The organism is Aliishimia ponticola (genome assembly GCF_004803475.1).
GTDB classification, from domain to species: Bacteria; Pseudomonadota; Alphaproteobacteria; order Rhodobacterales; family Rhodobacteraceae; genus Aliishimia; species Aliishimia ponticola.
In genome coordinates, this window is the sequence record NZ_SRKY01000001.1 from 1127421 (window position 1) to 1142865 (window position 15445).

Below are 15445 nucleotides of genomic sequence, written 5' to 3' on the forward strand. Positions count from 1 at the left end.
TCGCCGCGCCCATGTCAGCGCCGTTCCAAATAGCGGCCAATGTCGTCATTGCCGCCAACGATCTGCAACGCGAAAAAGCACAGCCGCTGCGTGTTCTCGATATCGACGCCGCGCCGCTCCAGCTCTTCGCGCTTCATCAGATACATCCGATCGAGGTCAATCTCTTGCGTCACCCGCGCCAGATCGGACATCGTCACGTCATTCTCGTTGATGATCTGGATCACCCCGTTGGAGATGAAATCCTCCTGCGTGCCGCCGCCCTTGCGTTGGACGTAGTGAGGACAGGCATCGGCCAAATCCCCGGCCACAAGCAGTTTCGCCATAAGTTCCGCAGGCGTCGCGGCCGCGAAAGCGACGGAGGGGAACAGGGCCACGGCACAGATCAGGGGCAGTCGCGTCATGCGGCGTTCCTCGCATAATCCCACCCGAAACCCATGTCACTGTCACCATGCCTTGCCAGATGGGTCAAGCGCGCCACCGCATCCGCAATGGTGGGGCGATGGCCGGTTTGCACATGCCACAACACCAAACGCTGCCCGTTCCAGCCCTGCGCGGTCACATCATACCATTCGGCCCGGCGGTCATAGAATTTCTTGTGCACCGTGTTGAACACAAAGCCCTTAAGACTTTCCAAATCGGTCCAGACCGACAAGGTCGAGGCCGTGCGCGGGTTGTTCCCCAACGGGCCATCGGGCGCGGTCTGCGCGGCTTCCATCGCGTCGGCGTGCAACTGCCAGACAAAGCCCGGGCTGCGCTGCGCAACCGCGTTCACGCGGTCAATATTATCCGCGAAATCCACAATGCGCGGATCATCCCAAGCATAGCGCAGAATGCCTATGTTGAACGCGGCAAGATGCATTATTCGGCCGCGACCGCCGCCCGCTTGTGCTTGATCCGGTCCTCGATCTCGTCCCGGAAATTGCGGATCAGCCCCTGAATCGGCCAGGCCGCCGCATCGCCCAGAGCACAGATCGTGTGGCCTTCGACCTGCTTGGTCACGTCCCACAGCATGTCGATTTCCTCGGGCTCCGCCTCGCCCGTGACAAGGCGTTCCATCACCCGCATCATCCAGCCCGTGCCCTCGCGGCAGGGCGTACATTGGCCGCAGCTTTCGTGTTTGTAGAATTTCGACAGACGCCAGATCGCCTTGATGATGTCCGTGCTTTTGTCCATCACGATCACCGCTGCCGTCCCAAGGCCGGAGCCAAGGTCGTTGCGCAGATAGTCGAAATCCATGGTCGCATCGCGCATCTTTTCGCCGCGCACACACGGGACGGACGACCCGCCTGGAATGACCGCCAGCAGGTTGTCCCAACCGCCGCGAATACCGCCGCAATGCTTTTCGATCAGTTCTTCGAAAGAGATGCTCATCGCCTCTTCGACGACGCAGGGGTTGTTCACATGGCCCGAAATCGCGAACAGCTTGGTACCCGCATTGTTGGGACGGCCAAAGCCTGCGAACCAATCGGCGCCCCGGCGCAGGATCGTCGGCACAACGGCAATGGATTCCACATTGTTCACCGTGGTCGGGCACCCGTAAAGCCCCGCCCCCGCCGGGAATGGCGGTTTCATGCGCGGCATGCCCTTCTTGCCCTCAAGGCTTTCCAGCAGCGCGGTTTCCTCGCCGCAGATATACGCCCCGGCCCCATGGTGCAGGTACAGGTCGAAATCCCAGCCCGACCCAGCGGCATTCTTGCCCAGAAGCCCGGCATCATATGCCTCGTCGATGGCGTTCTGCAGCGCTTCTTTCTCGCGGATATACTCGCCGCGGATGTAGATATAGCAGGCATGGGCGTTCATCGCGAAACTGGCGATCAGGCACCCTTCGATCAGCGTATGCGGATCGTGGCGCATGATTTCCCGGTCCTTGCAGGTGCCCGGTTCGGATTCGTCAGCATTCACAACCAGATAGGACGGACGCCCGTCGCTTTCCTTGGGCATGAATGACCATTTAAGCCCCGTCGGGAAGCCCGCGCCGCCGCGACCGCGCAGCCCGCTATCCTTCATCTCTTGGATGATCCAGTCACGGCCCTTCTTGATAAGGCCCGCCGTACCGTCCCAATGACCGCGCGACTGCGCGCCCTTCAGCGTCCGGTCATGCATCCCGTAGATGTTGGTAAAGATCCGGTCCTGATCCTTCAGCATACGCCCTATCCTTTACTTGCCCCGGCCCGCGTCAATCCTTGCGCGCGCGCCACAGCCCGATTGCAATCCACAACGCCCCGCCGAAACCGGCCAGCGCCAGAAGATCGAATAACGCCCGGACCCTGTTGGACCAGCCGTATTCCGACCCGATGAGGTTGGCGAGAACCCAAAGAACCCCGGTGCCAGCGATGACAAGCGACAGACGTCGCCCTGCCTTCCCGGTATCCTCTGTTTCTCCCGCCATCTCTCTTTCTCAATTCCCTTTGACGGGCGTCAGTAGACGCCGCCATCCTCGACCCGCTTGGAGAACGCAGTCTCTCCGCCGCTGGCCAATACCTTTGCCTGTTCGACCCACTTGTCGCGCGACACGCGCCCCTTGAAGCCAAGAAGGTTGGCATCCACCCAAGCGACCTCATCAGCGGACCAGCTCGCGATCTGGTCGAAATGATAGAAGCCAAGGCTGTTGCACAGCTGTTCCAGCTTCGGCCCGATCCCCTTGATCTGTTTGAGATCGTCAGCCTTGCCGCCGCGCGGACCGTCGAGCGTTTCGGGCCGTGCGCCCTCATTGGTGCCTTCGATCACGCCGTCGCCGTCATAGTCGACGCCCGTTTCAGTCGTCGCCGCTGCAGCAACCGGGGCCGCGGCCACCGGGGCGGCGGCGACGGGGTCCTCAGCCGCTGGCGCGGGTGCAGGTGTCGGCTCTGGCGCGGCCTTCGCCGGCTCTGCCGCATCGCCGGACGCGCCGCCGTCATAGGTCCACGAGCCTTTTCGCGCCGCCAATTCTTCCTCTCCCGGAAGGGATTGCGAGGGCTTCATCACAGCTTCCGCCTCGGCCGTTTCCGGCGCAGCGGTCGCCGCGTCACCGGGCGCGCTGGCCATGGCCGCATCATCCGCAAGCGGATTTGCATCCTCGGCTGGTGCCGCGCCGGAAGCCGCTGCGTCTTCGGCCTCTTCGCTTTCCGCCGTGGTCGCTGCAGCCGCAACTGCTGCCCCGGCACCGCCCGCCGCAACGCCAGCAGCGGCGGCTGTTGCGGAACTGCTGGCCACAGGCTCCTGCCCGGCAGCCGCGCCGTCATGGCCCGCACCGCCGTAGGTGGCATTACCGGATGCAGGCTGCGTCCGGCAGACCGTCCACTCAAGCAAAGCGCCAAGAATAATCGTCAGAATGACCCCGGCGAAGATCGCGGATATGAGCCGCCAATCCCCCAGAAGCAACAACAGTATGGCGGTCAAAACCCCCGCCCCAATGGCCAGCCACCAGACTTTCGATCTGCAGCTTGCCCCAGTTTGACTGGTACTCATCGTTTCACCTCTCCCGTTAAATGCGTGTTTTATGACTTATAAATACCGTCTTTTTGCGCACGTTGGGAAAATTCTGTCGGTTTGCCCTCAGCGAGGGATTTGGCTTGTTCGACCCAGTTGTCGCGAGACACCCGCCCCTTGAAGCCCTTGAGGTTGTCATCGACCCACGCGACCTCGGTTTCGGTCCAGGCCGCAACCTGGTCGAAATGGAAGAAGCCCATCGAATGCAGCAGGGCTTCGAGCTTGGGACCGACGCCCTTGATCAGCTTCAGATCATCGGGCTGACCGCCGCGCGCTTCGCTCAGCGCCGCAGGACGATCCGCATCGGTTGGAGCCGTTGCCGGCGCCGGGACCGGCTTCGCATCGGCTTTCTTCGCCTTGGGTTTCGCCGCAGCTTTGCCCTTGGATTTCGGCGCGGTTTTTTCCGACGGGTCCGCGGTTGGTTTGGCCTTGGATTGCGCCTCACTCACCGGGGCCGCCGCGACCTTGCGTTCTGGTGCAGAGGGTTTTTTCGGGGTCGGCGCCGCCGCATCATTTGCCGGAGGCGCCACGCGCGCCTCGCCATGAGGCCGCCCGCCCTGATCGCCCCACGGCGCGACCAAAGGCACTTCCGTCCCGTCGATCCGCTTGACGGTTTCGCCAATATCATCAGCCAGTTGCACGGACGCGTTGAACTTGGTCTGCCCGCTGTCAAACTCCGTCAACGAGGTCAGACCGGAGAGCGGCTCGGACGCGTAGCGGCCATTCTGGGGACCCGGCGTCGGCACTTTTCCATCGGCCAGTTCGTCGATGATCTCCGCAAAGCGGTCGGCGGTCAGATCCTCGTAATAATCCTTGCCGATCTGGGCCATTGGCGCGTTGGAACAGGCCCCCAGACATTCGACCTCTTCCCAGGAGAACTTGCCGTCGGCGCTGATCTCATGCGGTTTCGCGGCGATCTTCTTTTTGCACACCTCCATCAGGTCTTCAGCCCCGCAGATCATGCAGGACGTGGTGCCGCAAATCTGAAAATGCGCAATTTTGCCAACCGGTTGCAGCTGAAACATGAAGTAGAATGAGGCCACTTCAAGCGCGCGGATATAGGCCATGCCGAGCATATCGGCCACATATTCAATCGCCGGGCGGCTCAGCCAGCCCTCTTGTTCCTGCGCCCGCCACAAAAGCGGAATGATGGCCGATGCCTCCCGCCCTTCCGGGTATTTGGTGATTTGCGCCTCGGCCCAGGCCCGGTTGTCGGGCGTGAAGGCGAATGTTTCGGGTTGGTCGTGGTAGAGACGGCGGAGCATACCTTACAGCCTTCCGGTCTGGCCGAGAGGTCTGGTGCCTCCGGCGGGAGTATTTTGAGAACAATGAAGAGGAGCGGTCATGTCATGTTCAACCAGATTGCGGGCCCGATAGGGTCGCGGCAGGATGCCTGGGGCGCAGGCACCCAAGCGGGTTGTGGCGTAGTGACCAAAGCCTGATCCGCAGGCGCTGTGACTTGAGGCTCCGATCACGGTGGTCACCTGTCGATCTCCCCGAAGACGACATCCATGGTGCCGATGATCGCGGCGACATCGGCTAGTTGGTGCCCCCCGGCCACATGGTCCATCGCCTGCAGGTGCAAGAAGCCCGGCGCCCGCAACTTGGCGCGGTAGGGTTTGTTGGAGCCATCGGCCACCAGATAGACGCCGAATTCGCCTTTGGGCGCTTCGACGGCGCAATAGACCTCACCTTCAGGGACGTGGAACCCTTCGGTGTAGAGCTTGAAGTGATGGATGAGTGCTTCCATCGATGTCTTCATCTCGCCCCGTTTGGGCGGCGTCAATTTGCCCCGCGCCAGCACGTCGCCAGTCGCTTCGCGCAATTTTGCAATGGCTTGGCGGATGATCTTCACGCTTTCACGCATTTCCGCCATGCGGCAGAGATAGCGGTCGTAGCAGTCGCCATTCTTGCCCACGGGGATTTGGAAGTCGAATTCGTCGTAACACTCATAGGGCTGTGCCCGGCGCAGATCCCACGCAAGACCAGACCCGCGCACCATCACGCCCGAAAAGCCCCATTCGAGGATTTCCTCTTCGGTGACGATGCCGATATCCGCGTTCCGCTGTTTGAAAATCCGGTTCTCTGTCAGAAGCCCGTCGAGATCGTCGAGCACGTTGGGGAAGGTGTGAGTCCATTCCTCGATATCGTCGAGCAGATCGTCCGGCAGGTCCTGATGCACCCCGCCGGGACGGAAATAGGCCGCGTGCAGGCGCGCCCCGCAGGCGCGCTCATAGAAGATCATCAGCTTTTCGCGTTCTTCGAACCCCCAGAGCGGCGGCGTCAGCGCCCCCACATCCATCGCCTGCGTGGTCACGTTCAGCAGGTGATTCAGCACCCGTCCGATTTCCGAATAAAGCACCCGGATCAACGAGGCACGGCGCGGCACTTCGACCTTGCAGAGCTTTTCAATGGCGAGGCACCATGCATGTTCCTGATTCATCGGCGCGACATAGTCCAGCCGGTCGAAATAGGGCAGGTTCTGCAGATAGGTGCGGCTTTCCATCAGCTTTTCGGTGCCGCGGTGAAGCAGGCCGATATGCGGATCGCAGCGTTCCACGACTTCGCCGTCAAGTTCCAGCACCAGCCGCAAAACACCGTGCGCGGCAGGGTGTTGCGGGCCGAAATTGATGTTGAAGTTGCGGATCTTCTGTTCGCCGGTCAGGGCGTCGTCAAAGCCTTTGGAGCCGTCCATCATCTCAACGTTCCTCCATCTGTTGCAGCTTGATCGACATCCACCAGATCAGCACCACGGCGCCAATCGGGATGATGGCAATCAAGGCCCACCATTTCTGTATCCCGAAGAACGGGAGCAGTTTGAGCATCGGGATGACGGTCAGAACCGCCACGATGACCCAGACCAAGCCCTCCATCAGGATGCCTCTTCTTTCTTTTCATCGCCGGGCAGGATGTATTCGGCCCCTTCCCATGGCGACATGAAATCGAATTGGCGGTATTCCTGAACCAGCGAGACTGGCTCATATACCACGCGCTTTTGCGCTTCGTCATAGCGCACTTCGGTGTAGCCCGTGGTTGGGAAATCCTTGCGCAGCGGATAGCCGCGGAACCCGTAATCCGTCAGGATGCGGCGCAGATCCGGGTGCCCGGAGAAGAGGATGCCAAACATGTCGAACACCTCACGCTCGAACCAATTGGCCGAGGGGTGCACCGATACGATAGAGGGCACCATGTCCTCTTCGCGCACCTGAAGGCGCAAGCGGATGCGCTGGTTCTGGTACATGCTGAGGAAGTGATAGACCACGTCAAACCGCTTCTTGCGGCCCGGATAATCGACCGCGGTGATGTCCACCAACGACGAGAATCGGCAATTTGGGTTGGTCTTCAGCCATTCCACGAAAGGAACGATATTGCTGAGCGCCACATCGATGTTCAATTCGCCATGGGTCACATCCCAGGACCGGACGCATTCCTGGCGGGTGGAGGCGATCAGCTCGCCCAGTTCGTGCATCGCATCGCTCATCGTACAATCGTCCCCGTGCGGCGGATCTTGCGCTGCAATTGCAGGATTCCGTAAAGCAGCGCCTCTGCGGTTGGGGGGCAGCCGGGCACGTAGACATCGACCGGCACGATCCGGTCGCAGCCCCGCACAACGCTGTAGGAATAGTGGTAGTACCCGCCCCCATTGGCGCAGGACCCCATGGAAATCACATAGCGCGGCTCTGGCATCTGGTCATAGACCTTGCGCAGCGCCGGGGCCATCTTGTTGGTCAGCGTGCCCGCCACGATCATCAGGTCGGATTGGCGCGGAGACGCGCGCGGCGCGGTGCCGAAACGTTCCAGATCATAGCGGGGCATGGACGAGTGCATCATTTCGACGGCGCAGCAGGCCAGGCCGAATGTCATCCAGTGGAGCGAGCCGGTGCGCGCCCAGTTCACGATGTCCTCGGTCGAGGTCAGCAAGAAGCCTTTATCCTGAAGCTCTCGGTTGAGGGCCTGCGTGGCAACTTCCTTGTCGGGGCCAGCGGTGTTGGCCCCATAGGGTGCCGCGTCGGTTACTGCCATTCCATCGCTCCCTTCTTCCACTCATATGCGAAGCCCAGCGCCAGAATGCCCAGGAACACCATCATCGACCAGAACCCGACCATGGAGATATCCTTGAAGGCCACGGCCCACGGGAACAGGAAGGCGATCTCAAGGTCGAAAATGATGAACAGGATCGACACAAGGTAGAACCGGACATCGAACTTCATCCGCGCATCATCGAAGGCGTTGAAGCCGCACTCATATGCGGAGACCTTTTCCGGATCGGGATTTCTGACGGCGATAACCACGGCGGCGAGGATCAGAACGAGCCCCAAGCCAATTGCCACGGCGAGAAAGACGAGGATCGGGAGGTATTCCCGGAGCATCTCTTCCATGTCGGCTCCTATCTGCTACCGGCCAAACGGACCGGACGGCTATTGATGTGGCACCCGCGCGTTTTGCAACAGGTCAGTCGACCGGAGTTGTCGACCCACCTGCGGTGTACCCATGTGCGTGTGCAGCGTCAACGTCCGCCCGAAGGGTTTCATGCTGTTATCACCGGATAAAAATGAACGATTGGTGAAGTAGCGCCCTTGCACGGCCGACAAGTGAGGATGCGCAAGTGTCGCAGGTGGGGCTTTTGCGGCAAACACGGCGCAATGCGGACCGTCACGGAAAGGGCGCACAGGGCGCTTTACGTCCCCCGCACGTTCGTTAGGCTGAACCTCCACAGTCCTGACAGCAGAAAAGAGCGCGCCATGATCACCGTTCATCACCTCAACCGGTCCCGTTCCCTGCGGGTGCTGTGGCTGCTGGAGGAACTGGGCCTGCCCTATCAAGTGACGCGCTATGAACGCGATGCCAAAACGAATCTGGCCCCGGCAGAATTGCGCGCGGTTCATCCGCTGGGCAAATCCCCGATGATCGAAGTCGATGGCGCGCTGATCGCGGAATCGGGCGCAATCGTCGAGTGGATTTGCGCCACCCACGCGCCGCGCATGCTTCCGCCCGCCGGGTCAGAGGCGTACATCCGCCATCTGGAACTGATGCATTTCGCCGAAGGCTCTGCCATGACGCCGATTCTGCTGAACCTTTATGTCGGGCGACTGGGCGAACATGGCGCCCCGCTGCAGCCGCGCATCCAGGCGGAGTTGGACAGTCATTTCGCCTATATGGACAGCACCCTGCGCCCTTCTGGGCATTTCGTTCAGGACACGCTTTCCGCTGCCGATATCATGCTGAGCTTCCCGGCTGAGGTCGCGATGCTACTGGGGTTCAAATCGGCCTATCCCCGGCTGGCGGCCTTCGTCGAGTCCATCCACGCACGCCCGGCCTATCAGCGCGCAGTTGACGCGGGCGGCGGCGACTGACCACGCGGCCGCACGCAACACACGCCAAGGTCGAAAGCCGCGTATAATGCTTGCCTGTTTTTTCGACATTTGCGCGATTTTCCGGTGATGACCCCCAATCGGGGGTACCACACGCAATATCGTCTTATTATTATCTCCCCAATTGCCGGGTACGCCAATTATTTCTTGGCGCCTTAATACGCGGCAAACAGAACAAGTGCGGGTATTGTTTTCCGCCTTGCTTAAAGAGTTCGGATGTTCACTTTCAACAGATTGCCCCAGCAGTCTTTTCATGTGTTGACGGCAATCTCCTGACGATTAGGGGTACGCAAAATGCGATTTATGAAGTCTTTGCCGGCGGTTATTGCGGCGACATTTGTAGGAGGCGCGGTATCAGCGGCGACCTTCGATTTTACCGGGTATAGCGATGGTATCACGGAAACCCTGACGGAAACCGATAGCGGCCTGACCGTCAACATCACGGCTGGCGCATACCTCGGCGACGGCAACCTTTACTACGAAGAGGATCAGGACGCCACAATCACGGTTTTCGGTGTTGACCTTGTCGATTTGGCAGTGGCGCAACGCGATGATTGCGCGGTTCCGGGTCTTTTTGGCGGGTGCTTTATATCTCAAGATGCCGGGATCGGTGTCGCCTTGGCGGATATCAATCTGATTGGCGATATCAATATGACCCAATTGCTGACATTCGACTTCGGCCAAATGGTTGATTTTGGCAGCGTGGTCTTCGGCAACGTCGATGATGATGACGATTTCGACCTGTTCATCGACGGCGTTTTCGTTGCACCGGGCGAATTCGGTATCGCCGGGAACAATCCGTTCGATCTGACCGGCCTGAGCGGAACCAAGATCAGCTTTGGCGCCGATGCGCTCTTTGACGATTTCAACGTGCAAAGCATTTCGGCGACTGTTTCAGCGGTGCCGCTGCCAGCCGGTGCGGTGCTGATGCTGACTGGCATCGCGGGCTTCGCCGCCACGCGTCGCCGCAAATCGTAACCGACCTGTAACAGCATTCCAGCCGCCGCGTCATTGCCATGGCGCGGCGGTTTTCACTTCAGCGGGCCGTCACCAGCGGCACGCCGCGCCCCGCCTCATTACGTGCGCACCCAGGGCGCCTTACGCTTGTCGAAGAACGCCGCGATGCCTTCCGCGCCCTCTTCGGTTTCCCAGCGCGCCACGAGCTGCGCAATGGTGTGGTCGATCACCTCATCGTCGATCTTTGGGCCCAGATGGCGGGCCAGCGCCTTGGCCGCCGCGACAGCGCCGGGCGCACAGTCGAAATAGGGGACGACCTCGGCTTCGATTGCGGCGTCAAGATCGGCCTCCGGCACCGCGCGCGCCAGCAGGCCCAGCTCCACCGCCTCCGCCGCGCCAAAAAGCCGCGCATTCATGAAGACGCGCCGCGCCCGCCCCTCGCCCATCCGGGCCAGCACATAGGGCCCGATGGTCGCCGGGATGATCCCCAGCCGCGTTTCGGTCAGACCCATCTTGAGGCTGTCCACCCCGATGGCGACATCGCAGACAGAGGCAAGCCCGACACCGCCGCCGAACGCATTGCCCTGAAGCCGCCCGATCAGCGGCTTGGGCAAAGTGTTGAGCGCTTGCAGAACTTCGGCCAGCTTGCGTGCTTCGCGGGCGCGGGTCTTTGGGTCCATACCGATCTGCTGCTGCATCCAGCCCAGATCACCGCCCGCGCAAAAGCTGCGCCCCTCGCCCGTCAGTACGACGACCCGAACCGCGTCATCCGCGCCCAGCGCCGCCGCTGCCTGCGCAAGCTCGTCCAGCATCTGGCCAGACATGGCATTGTGCTTTTCCGGGCGGTTGAGCCGCAATGTCGCGCCCCCGCGCGCATCGGTTTCAACTGCGATTGTCTCATATGTCGTCATCTGTCTCTTCCCCCGCGCGCAGTCGCCGCGCCAGCGCCGCCGCTTCTTGAATGATCTCAAGATCAAGCCCTGTCTCGATCCCCCGCGCATGAAGCATGGCAAGCACCGCTTCCGTCGCGACATTGCCCGCCGCGCCCGGCGCATAAGGGCAGCCACCCAGACCGCCGACAGCGGTGTCAAAGACCCGCAGCCCGTGGTCGAGAGAGGCCGCGATATTGTCCAGCGCGCGCCCATTGGTGTCGTGGTAATGCCCGGCCAGTTGCGCGGCTGGCACGGCGGCGGTCACGGCCTCCAACATGGCGCTGATCGTCTCGGGGACACCCTTGCCGATCGTGTCGCCAAGGCTGACCTCGTAACAGCCCATCTCATGCAATTTGCCCGCGACGTCAGCGACCTGCCCCGGCGCGACCGGCCCATCATAGGGGCATTCCACCACACAGGACACGTAGCCGCGCACGGGCACGGCTGCATCGCGCGCCGCCTCTACCACGGGGGCAAACCGTGCAAGGCTTTCGGCGATGCTGGCGTTGATGTTGGCGCGGCTGAACCCTTCGGAGGCAGAGCCGAACACAGCCACCTCATCCGCCCCCGCCGCCAGCGCGTCCGTCAGCCCGCGCATGTTTGGCGTCAGCGCGGCATATCGCACCCCCGGCGCGCGGGTGATCCCGGCCAGCACCTCGGCGCTGCCAGCCATTTGCGGCACCCATTTGGGACTGACGAAAGAGGCGCATTCAATCCGACTAAACCCGGCCCGGGACAGCAGATCGACCAGCGCAACCTTGTCCGCCACGGGAATCTCGCGCGGCTCGTTCTGAAGCCCGTCGCGCGGACCGACTTCGAAAAGCTCAACCTGCATCGGCATCCTCCGCCAGCAGAACCAGAACCGCCCCTGCCGTGACCTGCGCGCCAGCCTCGACCAGAACCTCGGCCACCATGCCATCGCGCGCCGCCGTCAGCGTATGCTCCATCTTCATGGCTTCGAGGACCGCAAGGGTCTGCCCCTCCTGCACGCTTTCCCCCGCCGCGACAGAGATCGACTTCACCAGCCCCGGCATCGGCGCCTCAATCGCATTGCCAGCCGCCCCGCTCGCCCCATCGCGGGCCAGCAGATCGACAATGCCGAAGGCGATACCATAGCGATCGAAGACCGTGACAGTTTCGTCCGTCAGCGCGACCTGCGGCATCGGAGCCCCATCCAGCCGCCACTGACCTTCGGCGCGCGTCGCAACGACGGTCTCACCACCCACATTCCAGAGTTGCGCGTCCGGCCCGGTGACTTCGACCGAAACATCCAACGCCTCTTCACCATAGGTCAGGCCGACAGCGCGCCGCAGCGGCGACCAAAGCGTGAAACCTGCGGCGTCCCCGGCCGTGTTCAACCCGCTCACCACCATTGCCGCCGCCGCGACATGCAGCGCGCGCGGGGTCGGAGCCGCCGCCAAACCGTCGATATCCCGCGCAATCAGCCCGGTATCGACCTCACCCCGGGCAAAGCCTTCATGCCCGGCCAATGCCCCCAGAAACGCCAGGTTGGTCACCGTCCCAGCCACCTGCGTGCCAGCCAAGGCCCGTGACAGCCGCCGCAGCGCGACTGCACGTGTGTCGCCATGAACCGTGATCTTGGCGATCATCGGATCGTACCAAGGGCTGATTTCATCACCCGTTCGCACGCCGCTATCGGCGCGCACACCGCCGGGAAAGGCCAGATGCGTCAGCGTTCCCGTGGCCGGAAGGAACCCCTTCGGCACGTCCTCCGCATAAAGCCGGGCCTCGAAGGCGTGGCCGGAGATGGACAGATCCTCCTGCTGCGCGGGCAATGCCTCTCCCGCAGCGACACGCAACTGCCAAGCCACCAAATCCACACCCGTGATCGCCTCGGTGACCGGGTGTTCGACCTGAAGCCGCGTGTTCATCTCCATGAACCAGAACCCATCAGGACGCAGCCCGTCAGAGCCGTCGACGATGAATTCCACCGTCCCCGCCCCCTTGTAGCCAATCGCTTCGGCAGCCCGCACCGCCGCAGCCCCCATCGCTTCCCGCATCTCCTGCGTCATGCCGGGCGCGGGCGCCTCCTCGATCACCTTCTGGTGGCGGCGCTGCAAGGAACAGTCACGCTCGAACAAATGCACCGCGCGCTCACCATCCCCAAAGACCTGAACCTCGATATGACGCGGCTGACTTACATATTTCTCGATCAGCACGTCCGGATTGCCGAAGGCCGTGCGCGCCTCGCCTTGCGCGCTTTGCAACGCCGCCGCGAAATCGGCCGCCCGCTCCACCAAACGCATCCCCTTGCCGCCACCACCGGCGACCGCCTTGATAAGGACCGGATAGCCGATCTCACCCGCACGTTCGGCCAGAAAATCAGGCGCTTGCTCTGCCCCATGATAGCCCGGAACCACCGGCACCCCGGCCTCTTCCATCAAGGCCTTGGCCGCGTCCTTCAGCCCCATCTTCCGGATCGCCGACGCGCTCGGCCCGATAAACACCAAACCCGCCGCCTCGACCGCTTCGACGAAATCGGGGTTCTCCGACAGGAAGCCATAGCCGGGATGGATCGCCTGCGCCCCGGCCTCAAGCGCCGCGGCGATGATCACGTCACCGCGCAGATAACTCTCCGCTGGGGCCGCACCACCGATATGCACCGCCGCATCCGCCATCGCGACATGCTTGGCCTGCCTGTCGGCATCGGAATACACCGCGACACAGCGCACCCCCATCGCCTGCGCCGTTTCCATTACCCGGCAAGCAATCTCGCCCCGGTTCGCGATCAGGATCGTGTCAAACAAGACCGGCCCTCCCATCTGAGAGGCCCATCGCCTCTTCATTGTTCCAAAAATACTCCGGGGTGTGGGGCAGCGCCCCACGCACGCTATCCACCGGGCCCGTATTACCGGCCGCAAAAGTCAGGGCTTTTGCGCGGCGCGCGTCCAGCATGGCCACCGTGTGGGCCGTCACATCCGCTGCGCGGATATGACCTTGCCCACCAGCCGCAAAAGTCGGGGCTTTTGCGGCCATTGTCACATCCGGAACACGCCGAAGCGTGTCTCCTTGATCGGAGCGTTCAACGCGGCACTCAGGCTCAGTGCCAGAACATCGCGCGATTTGCGCGGATCGATGACACCGTCATCCCAAAGCCGCGCCGACGCATAAAGCGGATGGGACTGTTCTTCGAACATGTCGATCGTCGGCTGCTTGAAGGCCGCCTCCTCTTCCGCGCTCCACGTGCCGCCGCCGCGTTCGATCGCATCGCGTTTGACTGTCGCCAAGACCCCGGCGGCCTGCGCCCCACCCATCACCGAAATTCGGCTGTTCGGCCATGTCCACAAGAAGCGCGGGGAATAGGCCCGCCCCGCCATGCCGTAGTTGCCCGCCCCGAAAGAGCCACCGACCAGCATCGTGATTTTCGGCACCGATGTGGTCGCCACAGCCGTGACCATCTTGGCCCCGTGCCGCGCGATGCCTTCGTTTTCGTATTTCTGGCCCACCATGAAGCCCGTGATATTCTGCAAGAACACCAAGGGGATGCGCCGCTGCGAGCATAGCTCCACGAAATGCGCGCCCTTCTGCGCCGCTTCGGAAAACAGAACGCCGTTATTGGCGATAATCCCCACGGGCATGCCTTTTACATGGGCAAAGCCGCAGACCAATGTCTCCCCGAACCGCGCCTTGAATTCGTCAAAGCGCGAGCCATCAACCAGCCGCGCGATCACTTCGCGAATATCATAGGGCGTGCGCAAATCGGCCGGCACCACGCCAAGGATCTCGTCCGGGTCATATGCCGGGTCCTCGGGGGCCTCCAACTGTAGGGTGTGCTTCAGCGCACCTCCGAGGCTGCCCACCGCGCGCCGCGCCAGCGCCAGCGCATGCGCGTCATCCTCTGCCAGATAATCGGCCACACCGGACAGACGTGTGTGGACATCGCCGCCGCCCAGATCCTCGGCGCTCACGACCTCCCCCGTGGCCGCCTTGACCAGGGGCGGGCCTGCCAAAAAGATCGTTCCCTGCTCCTTCACGATGATCGTCACATCCGACATGGCCGGCACATAGGCCCCGCCCGCCGTGCAGGAGCCCATGACGACGGCGATCTGGGGGATACCCTTCGCGCTCATCTGTGCCTGATTGAAGAAGATACGTCCGAAATGGTCGCGGTCCGGGAAGACCTCGTCTTGATTGGGCAGGTTCGCGCCGCCGGAATCGACAAGGTAGATGCAGGGCAGATGGTTTTCCTCGGCAATCTCTTGCGCCCGCAGGTGCTTTTTCACGCTCAGGGGGTAGTATGTGCCGCCTTTGACAGTGGCATCGTTGCACACGACCATGACCTCGCGCCCCATGACCCGCCCGATGCCCGCGATCACCCCCGCCGCCGGAGCCGCGTCGCCATACATGCCATGGGCCGCAGTTGCGCCGATTTCCAGAAAGGGCGTGCCGGGATCGAGCAGGTTGCCGACCCGGTCGCGCGGGAGCATTTTGCCTCGGCTGACATGGCGCGCGCGGGATTTGTCCCCCCCGCCCTGCGCCGCTGCCTCGGCTGCGGCTTCGATCACGCCGAGCGCCTCCAGATGGGCGGCGCGGTTCGATTGGAATTGCTCCGAGGAAGGAAGGGCTTTGGACTGGAGTTTCATACCGGCACCTTTTCTAGCGGCGAGCGTCGCGCCGTGAGTATTTGGAGAACAATGAAGGCAGAAGCGCGCGGGCCACATGCGGTGGCCCCATCGCTACCCGGATCATAGGGGG

The 15445-nt window shown here is 62.3% G+C and carries 17 protein-coding genes; 2 read left to right on the top strand and 15 right to left on the bottom strand.

Annotated elements, in window-relative coordinates; all coding sequences use genetic code 11:
- Nucleotides 1-14: 14 nt before the first annotated feature.
- The 11 genes from E4Z66_RS05375 to E4Z66_RS05420 all read right to left on the bottom strand — a co-directional run bounded on the left by E4Z66_RS05375 (nucleotide 15) and on the right by E4Z66_RS05420 (nucleotide 7847).
- Entirely contained in the window at nucleotides 15-401 is a 387-nt protein-coding gene (locus E4Z66_RS05375) for a hypothetical protein (protein ID WP_136461910.1), read from the bottom strand.
- Nucleotides 398-859: a DUF3291 domain-containing protein gene (locus tag E4Z66_RS05380; protein ID WP_136461911.1), complete on the bottom strand. Its 462-nt coding sequence runs from the start codon at nucleotides 857-859 to the stop codon at nucleotides 398-400. Before E4Z66_RS05380 ends, E4Z66_RS05375 begins: the two co-directional genes overlap by 4 nt.
- Complete coding sequence (gene nuoF, locus E4Z66_RS05385; protein WP_136461912.1) at nucleotides 859-2145, bottom strand: NADH-quinone oxidoreductase subunit NuoF; 1287 nt, start codon at nucleotides 2143-2145, stop codon at nucleotides 859-861. Before nuoF ends, E4Z66_RS05380 begins: the two co-directional genes overlap by 1 nt.
- 31 nt (nucleotides 2146-2176) lie before the next feature.
- Nucleotides 2177-2389: a DUF5337 domain-containing protein gene (locus tag E4Z66_RS05390; protein ID WP_136461913.1), complete on the bottom strand. Its 213-nt coding sequence runs from the start codon at nucleotides 2387-2389 to the stop codon at nucleotides 2177-2179.
- 29 nt (nucleotides 2390-2418) lie between these two features.
- Entirely contained in the window at nucleotides 2419-3378 is a 960-nt protein-coding gene (locus tag E4Z66_RS19815) for an endonuclease (protein ID WP_246035885.1), read from the bottom strand.
- A 98-nt stretch (nucleotides 3379-3476) separates the two neighbouring features.
- A complete protein-coding gene (locus tag E4Z66_RS05400; RefSeq protein WP_136461914.1) occupies nucleotides 3477-4733 on the bottom strand; it encodes an NADH-quinone oxidoreductase subunit E in 1257 nt (418 codons plus the stop codon).
- A gap of 215 nt (nucleotides 4734-4948) precedes the next feature.
- Complete coding sequence (locus tag E4Z66_RS05405; RefSeq protein WP_136462140.1) at nucleotides 4949-6163, bottom strand: NADH-quinone oxidoreductase subunit D; 1215 nt, start codon at nucleotides 6161-6163, stop codon at nucleotides 4949-4951.
- 4 nt (nucleotides 6164-6167) lie between these two features.
- Nucleotides 6168-6341: a hypothetical protein gene (locus E4Z66_RS19595; protein ID WP_168797725.1), complete on the bottom strand. Its 174-nt coding sequence runs from the start codon at nucleotides 6339-6341 to the stop codon at nucleotides 6168-6170.
- On the bottom strand, nucleotides 6341-6949 hold the full coding sequence (locus E4Z66_RS05410) for an NADH-quinone oxidoreductase subunit C (RefSeq protein WP_136461915.1): 609 nt from the start codon (nucleotides 6947-6949) through the stop codon (nucleotides 6341-6343). Before E4Z66_RS05410 ends, E4Z66_RS19595 begins: the two co-directional genes overlap by 1 nt.
- Complete coding sequence (locus E4Z66_RS05415) at nucleotides 6946-7491, bottom strand: NuoB/complex I 20 kDa subunit family protein (RefSeq protein WP_136461916.1); 546 nt, start codon at nucleotides 7489-7491, stop codon at nucleotides 6946-6948. The genes E4Z66_RS05410 and E4Z66_RS05415 overlap by 4 nt, the downstream gene beginning before the upstream one ends.
- Nucleotides 7482-7847, bottom strand: a complete 366-nt coding sequence (locus E4Z66_RS05420; RefSeq protein ID WP_136461917.1) for an NADH-quinone oxidoreductase subunit A — start codon at nucleotides 7845-7847, stop codon at nucleotides 7482-7484. The genes E4Z66_RS05415 and E4Z66_RS05420 overlap by 10 nt, the downstream gene beginning before the upstream one ends.
- A 363-nt stretch (nucleotides 7848-8210) precedes the next feature.
- Here E4Z66_RS05420 and E4Z66_RS05425 point away from each other — a divergent pair, with 363 nt between their 5' ends.
- Together E4Z66_RS05425 and E4Z66_RS05430 are read left to right on the top strand one after the other, a co-directional pair.
- Complete coding sequence (locus E4Z66_RS05425) at nucleotides 8211-8822, top strand: glutathione S-transferase family protein (protein ID WP_136461918.1); 612 nt, start codon at nucleotides 8211-8213, stop codon at nucleotides 8820-8822.
- Between the two features lie 321 nt (nucleotides 8823-9143).
- Nucleotides 9144-9818 (top strand): VPLPA-CTERM sorting domain-containing protein, encoded by a 675-nt coding sequence (locus tag E4Z66_RS05430; RefSeq protein ID WP_211097110.1) that lies wholly within the window; start codon nucleotides 9144-9146, stop codon nucleotides 9816-9818.
- A gap of 98 nt (nucleotides 9819-9916) precedes the next feature.
- Here the strand turns inward: E4Z66_RS05430 and E4Z66_RS05435 are convergent, their stop codons facing one another.
- From E4Z66_RS05435 to E4Z66_RS05455, 4 genes are all read right to left on the bottom strand, one after another.
- The gene (locus E4Z66_RS05435; protein ID WP_136461920.1) at nucleotides 9917-10708 is read right to left on the bottom strand and encodes a crotonase/enoyl-CoA hydratase family protein; all 792 of its coding nucleotides are present in this window, start codon (nucleotides 10706-10708) and stop codon (nucleotides 9917-9919) included.
- Nucleotides 10695-11570, bottom strand: a complete 876-nt coding sequence (locus E4Z66_RS05440) for a hydroxymethylglutaryl-CoA lyase (RefSeq protein ID WP_136461921.1) — start codon at nucleotides 11568-11570, stop codon at nucleotides 10695-10697. Before E4Z66_RS05440 ends, E4Z66_RS05435 begins: the two co-directional genes overlap by 14 nt.
- Complete coding sequence (locus E4Z66_RS05445) at nucleotides 11554-13497, bottom strand: acetyl/propionyl/methylcrotonyl-CoA carboxylase subunit alpha (RefSeq protein ID WP_136461922.1); 1944 nt, start codon at nucleotides 13495-13497, stop codon at nucleotides 11554-11556. Before E4Z66_RS05445 ends, E4Z66_RS05440 begins: the two co-directional genes overlap by 17 nt.
- A gap of 231 nt (nucleotides 13498-13728) precedes the next feature.
- The gene (locus tag E4Z66_RS05455; protein ID WP_136461924.1) at nucleotides 13729-15333 is read right to left on the bottom strand and encodes a carboxyl transferase domain-containing protein; all 1605 of its coding nucleotides are present in this window, start codon (nucleotides 15331-15333) and stop codon (nucleotides 13729-13731) included.
- Between the last annotated feature and the right edge of the window lie 112 nt (nucleotides 15334-15445).

Bases quoted from the DNA above. Each gene is read 5' to 3' on its own strand.
- E4Z66_RS05375 (WP_136461910.1), bottom strand. From the start codon at position 401: ATGACGCGACTGCCCCTGATCTGTGCCGTGGCCCTGTTCCCCTCCGTC.
- E4Z66_RS05380 (WP_136461911.1), bottom strand. From the start codon at position 859: ATGCATCTTGCCGCGTTCAACATAGGCATTCTGCGCTATGCTTGGGAT.
- nuoF (WP_136461912.1), bottom strand. From the start codon at position 2,145: ATGCTGAAGGATCAGGACCGGATCTTTACCAACATCTACGGGATGCAT.
- E4Z66_RS05390 (WP_136461913.1), bottom strand. From the start codon at position 2,389: ATGGCGGGAGAAACAGAGGATACCGGGAAGGCAGGGCGACGTCTGTCG.
- E4Z66_RS05400 (WP_136461914.1), bottom strand. From the start codon at position 4,733: ATGCTCCGCCGTCTCTACCACGACCAACCCGAAACATTCGCCTTCACG.
- E4Z66_RS05405 (WP_136462140.1), bottom strand. From the start codon at position 6,163: ATGGACGGCTCCAAAGGCTTTGACGACGCCCTGACCGGCGAACAGAAG.
- E4Z66_RS19595 (WP_168797725.1), bottom strand. From the start codon at position 6,341: ATGGAGGGCTTGGTCTGGGTCATCGTGGCGGTTCTGACCGTCATCCCG.
- E4Z66_RS05410 (WP_136461915.1), bottom strand. From the start codon at position 6,949: ATGAGCGATGCGATGCACGAACTGGGCGAGCTGATCGCCTCCACCCGC.
- E4Z66_RS05415 (WP_136461916.1), bottom strand. From the start codon at position 7,491: ATGGCAGTAACCGACGCGGCACCCTATGGGGCCAACACCGCTGGCCCC.
- E4Z66_RS05420 (WP_136461917.1), bottom strand. From the start codon at position 7,847: ATGGAAGAGATGCTCCGGGAATACCTCCCGATCCTCGTCTTTCTCGCC.
- E4Z66_RS05425 (WP_136461918.1), top strand. From the start codon at position 8,211: ATGATCACCGTTCATCACCTCAACCGGTCCCGTTCCCTGCGGGTGCTG.
- E4Z66_RS05430 (WP_211097110.1), top strand. From the start codon at position 9,144: ATGAAGTCTTTGCCGGCGGTTATTGCGGCGACATTTGTAGGAGGCGCG.
- E4Z66_RS05435 (WP_136461920.1), bottom strand. From the start codon at position 10,708: ATGACGACATATGAGACAATCGCAGTTGAAACCGATGCGCGCGGGGGC.
- E4Z66_RS05440 (WP_136461921.1), bottom strand. From the start codon at position 11,570: ATGCCGATGCAGGTTGAGCTTTTCGAAGTCGGTCCGCGCGACGGGCTT.
- E4Z66_RS05455 (WP_136461924.1), bottom strand. From the start codon at position 15,333: ATGAAACTCCAGTCCAAAGCCCTTCCTTCCTCGGAGCAATTCCAATCG.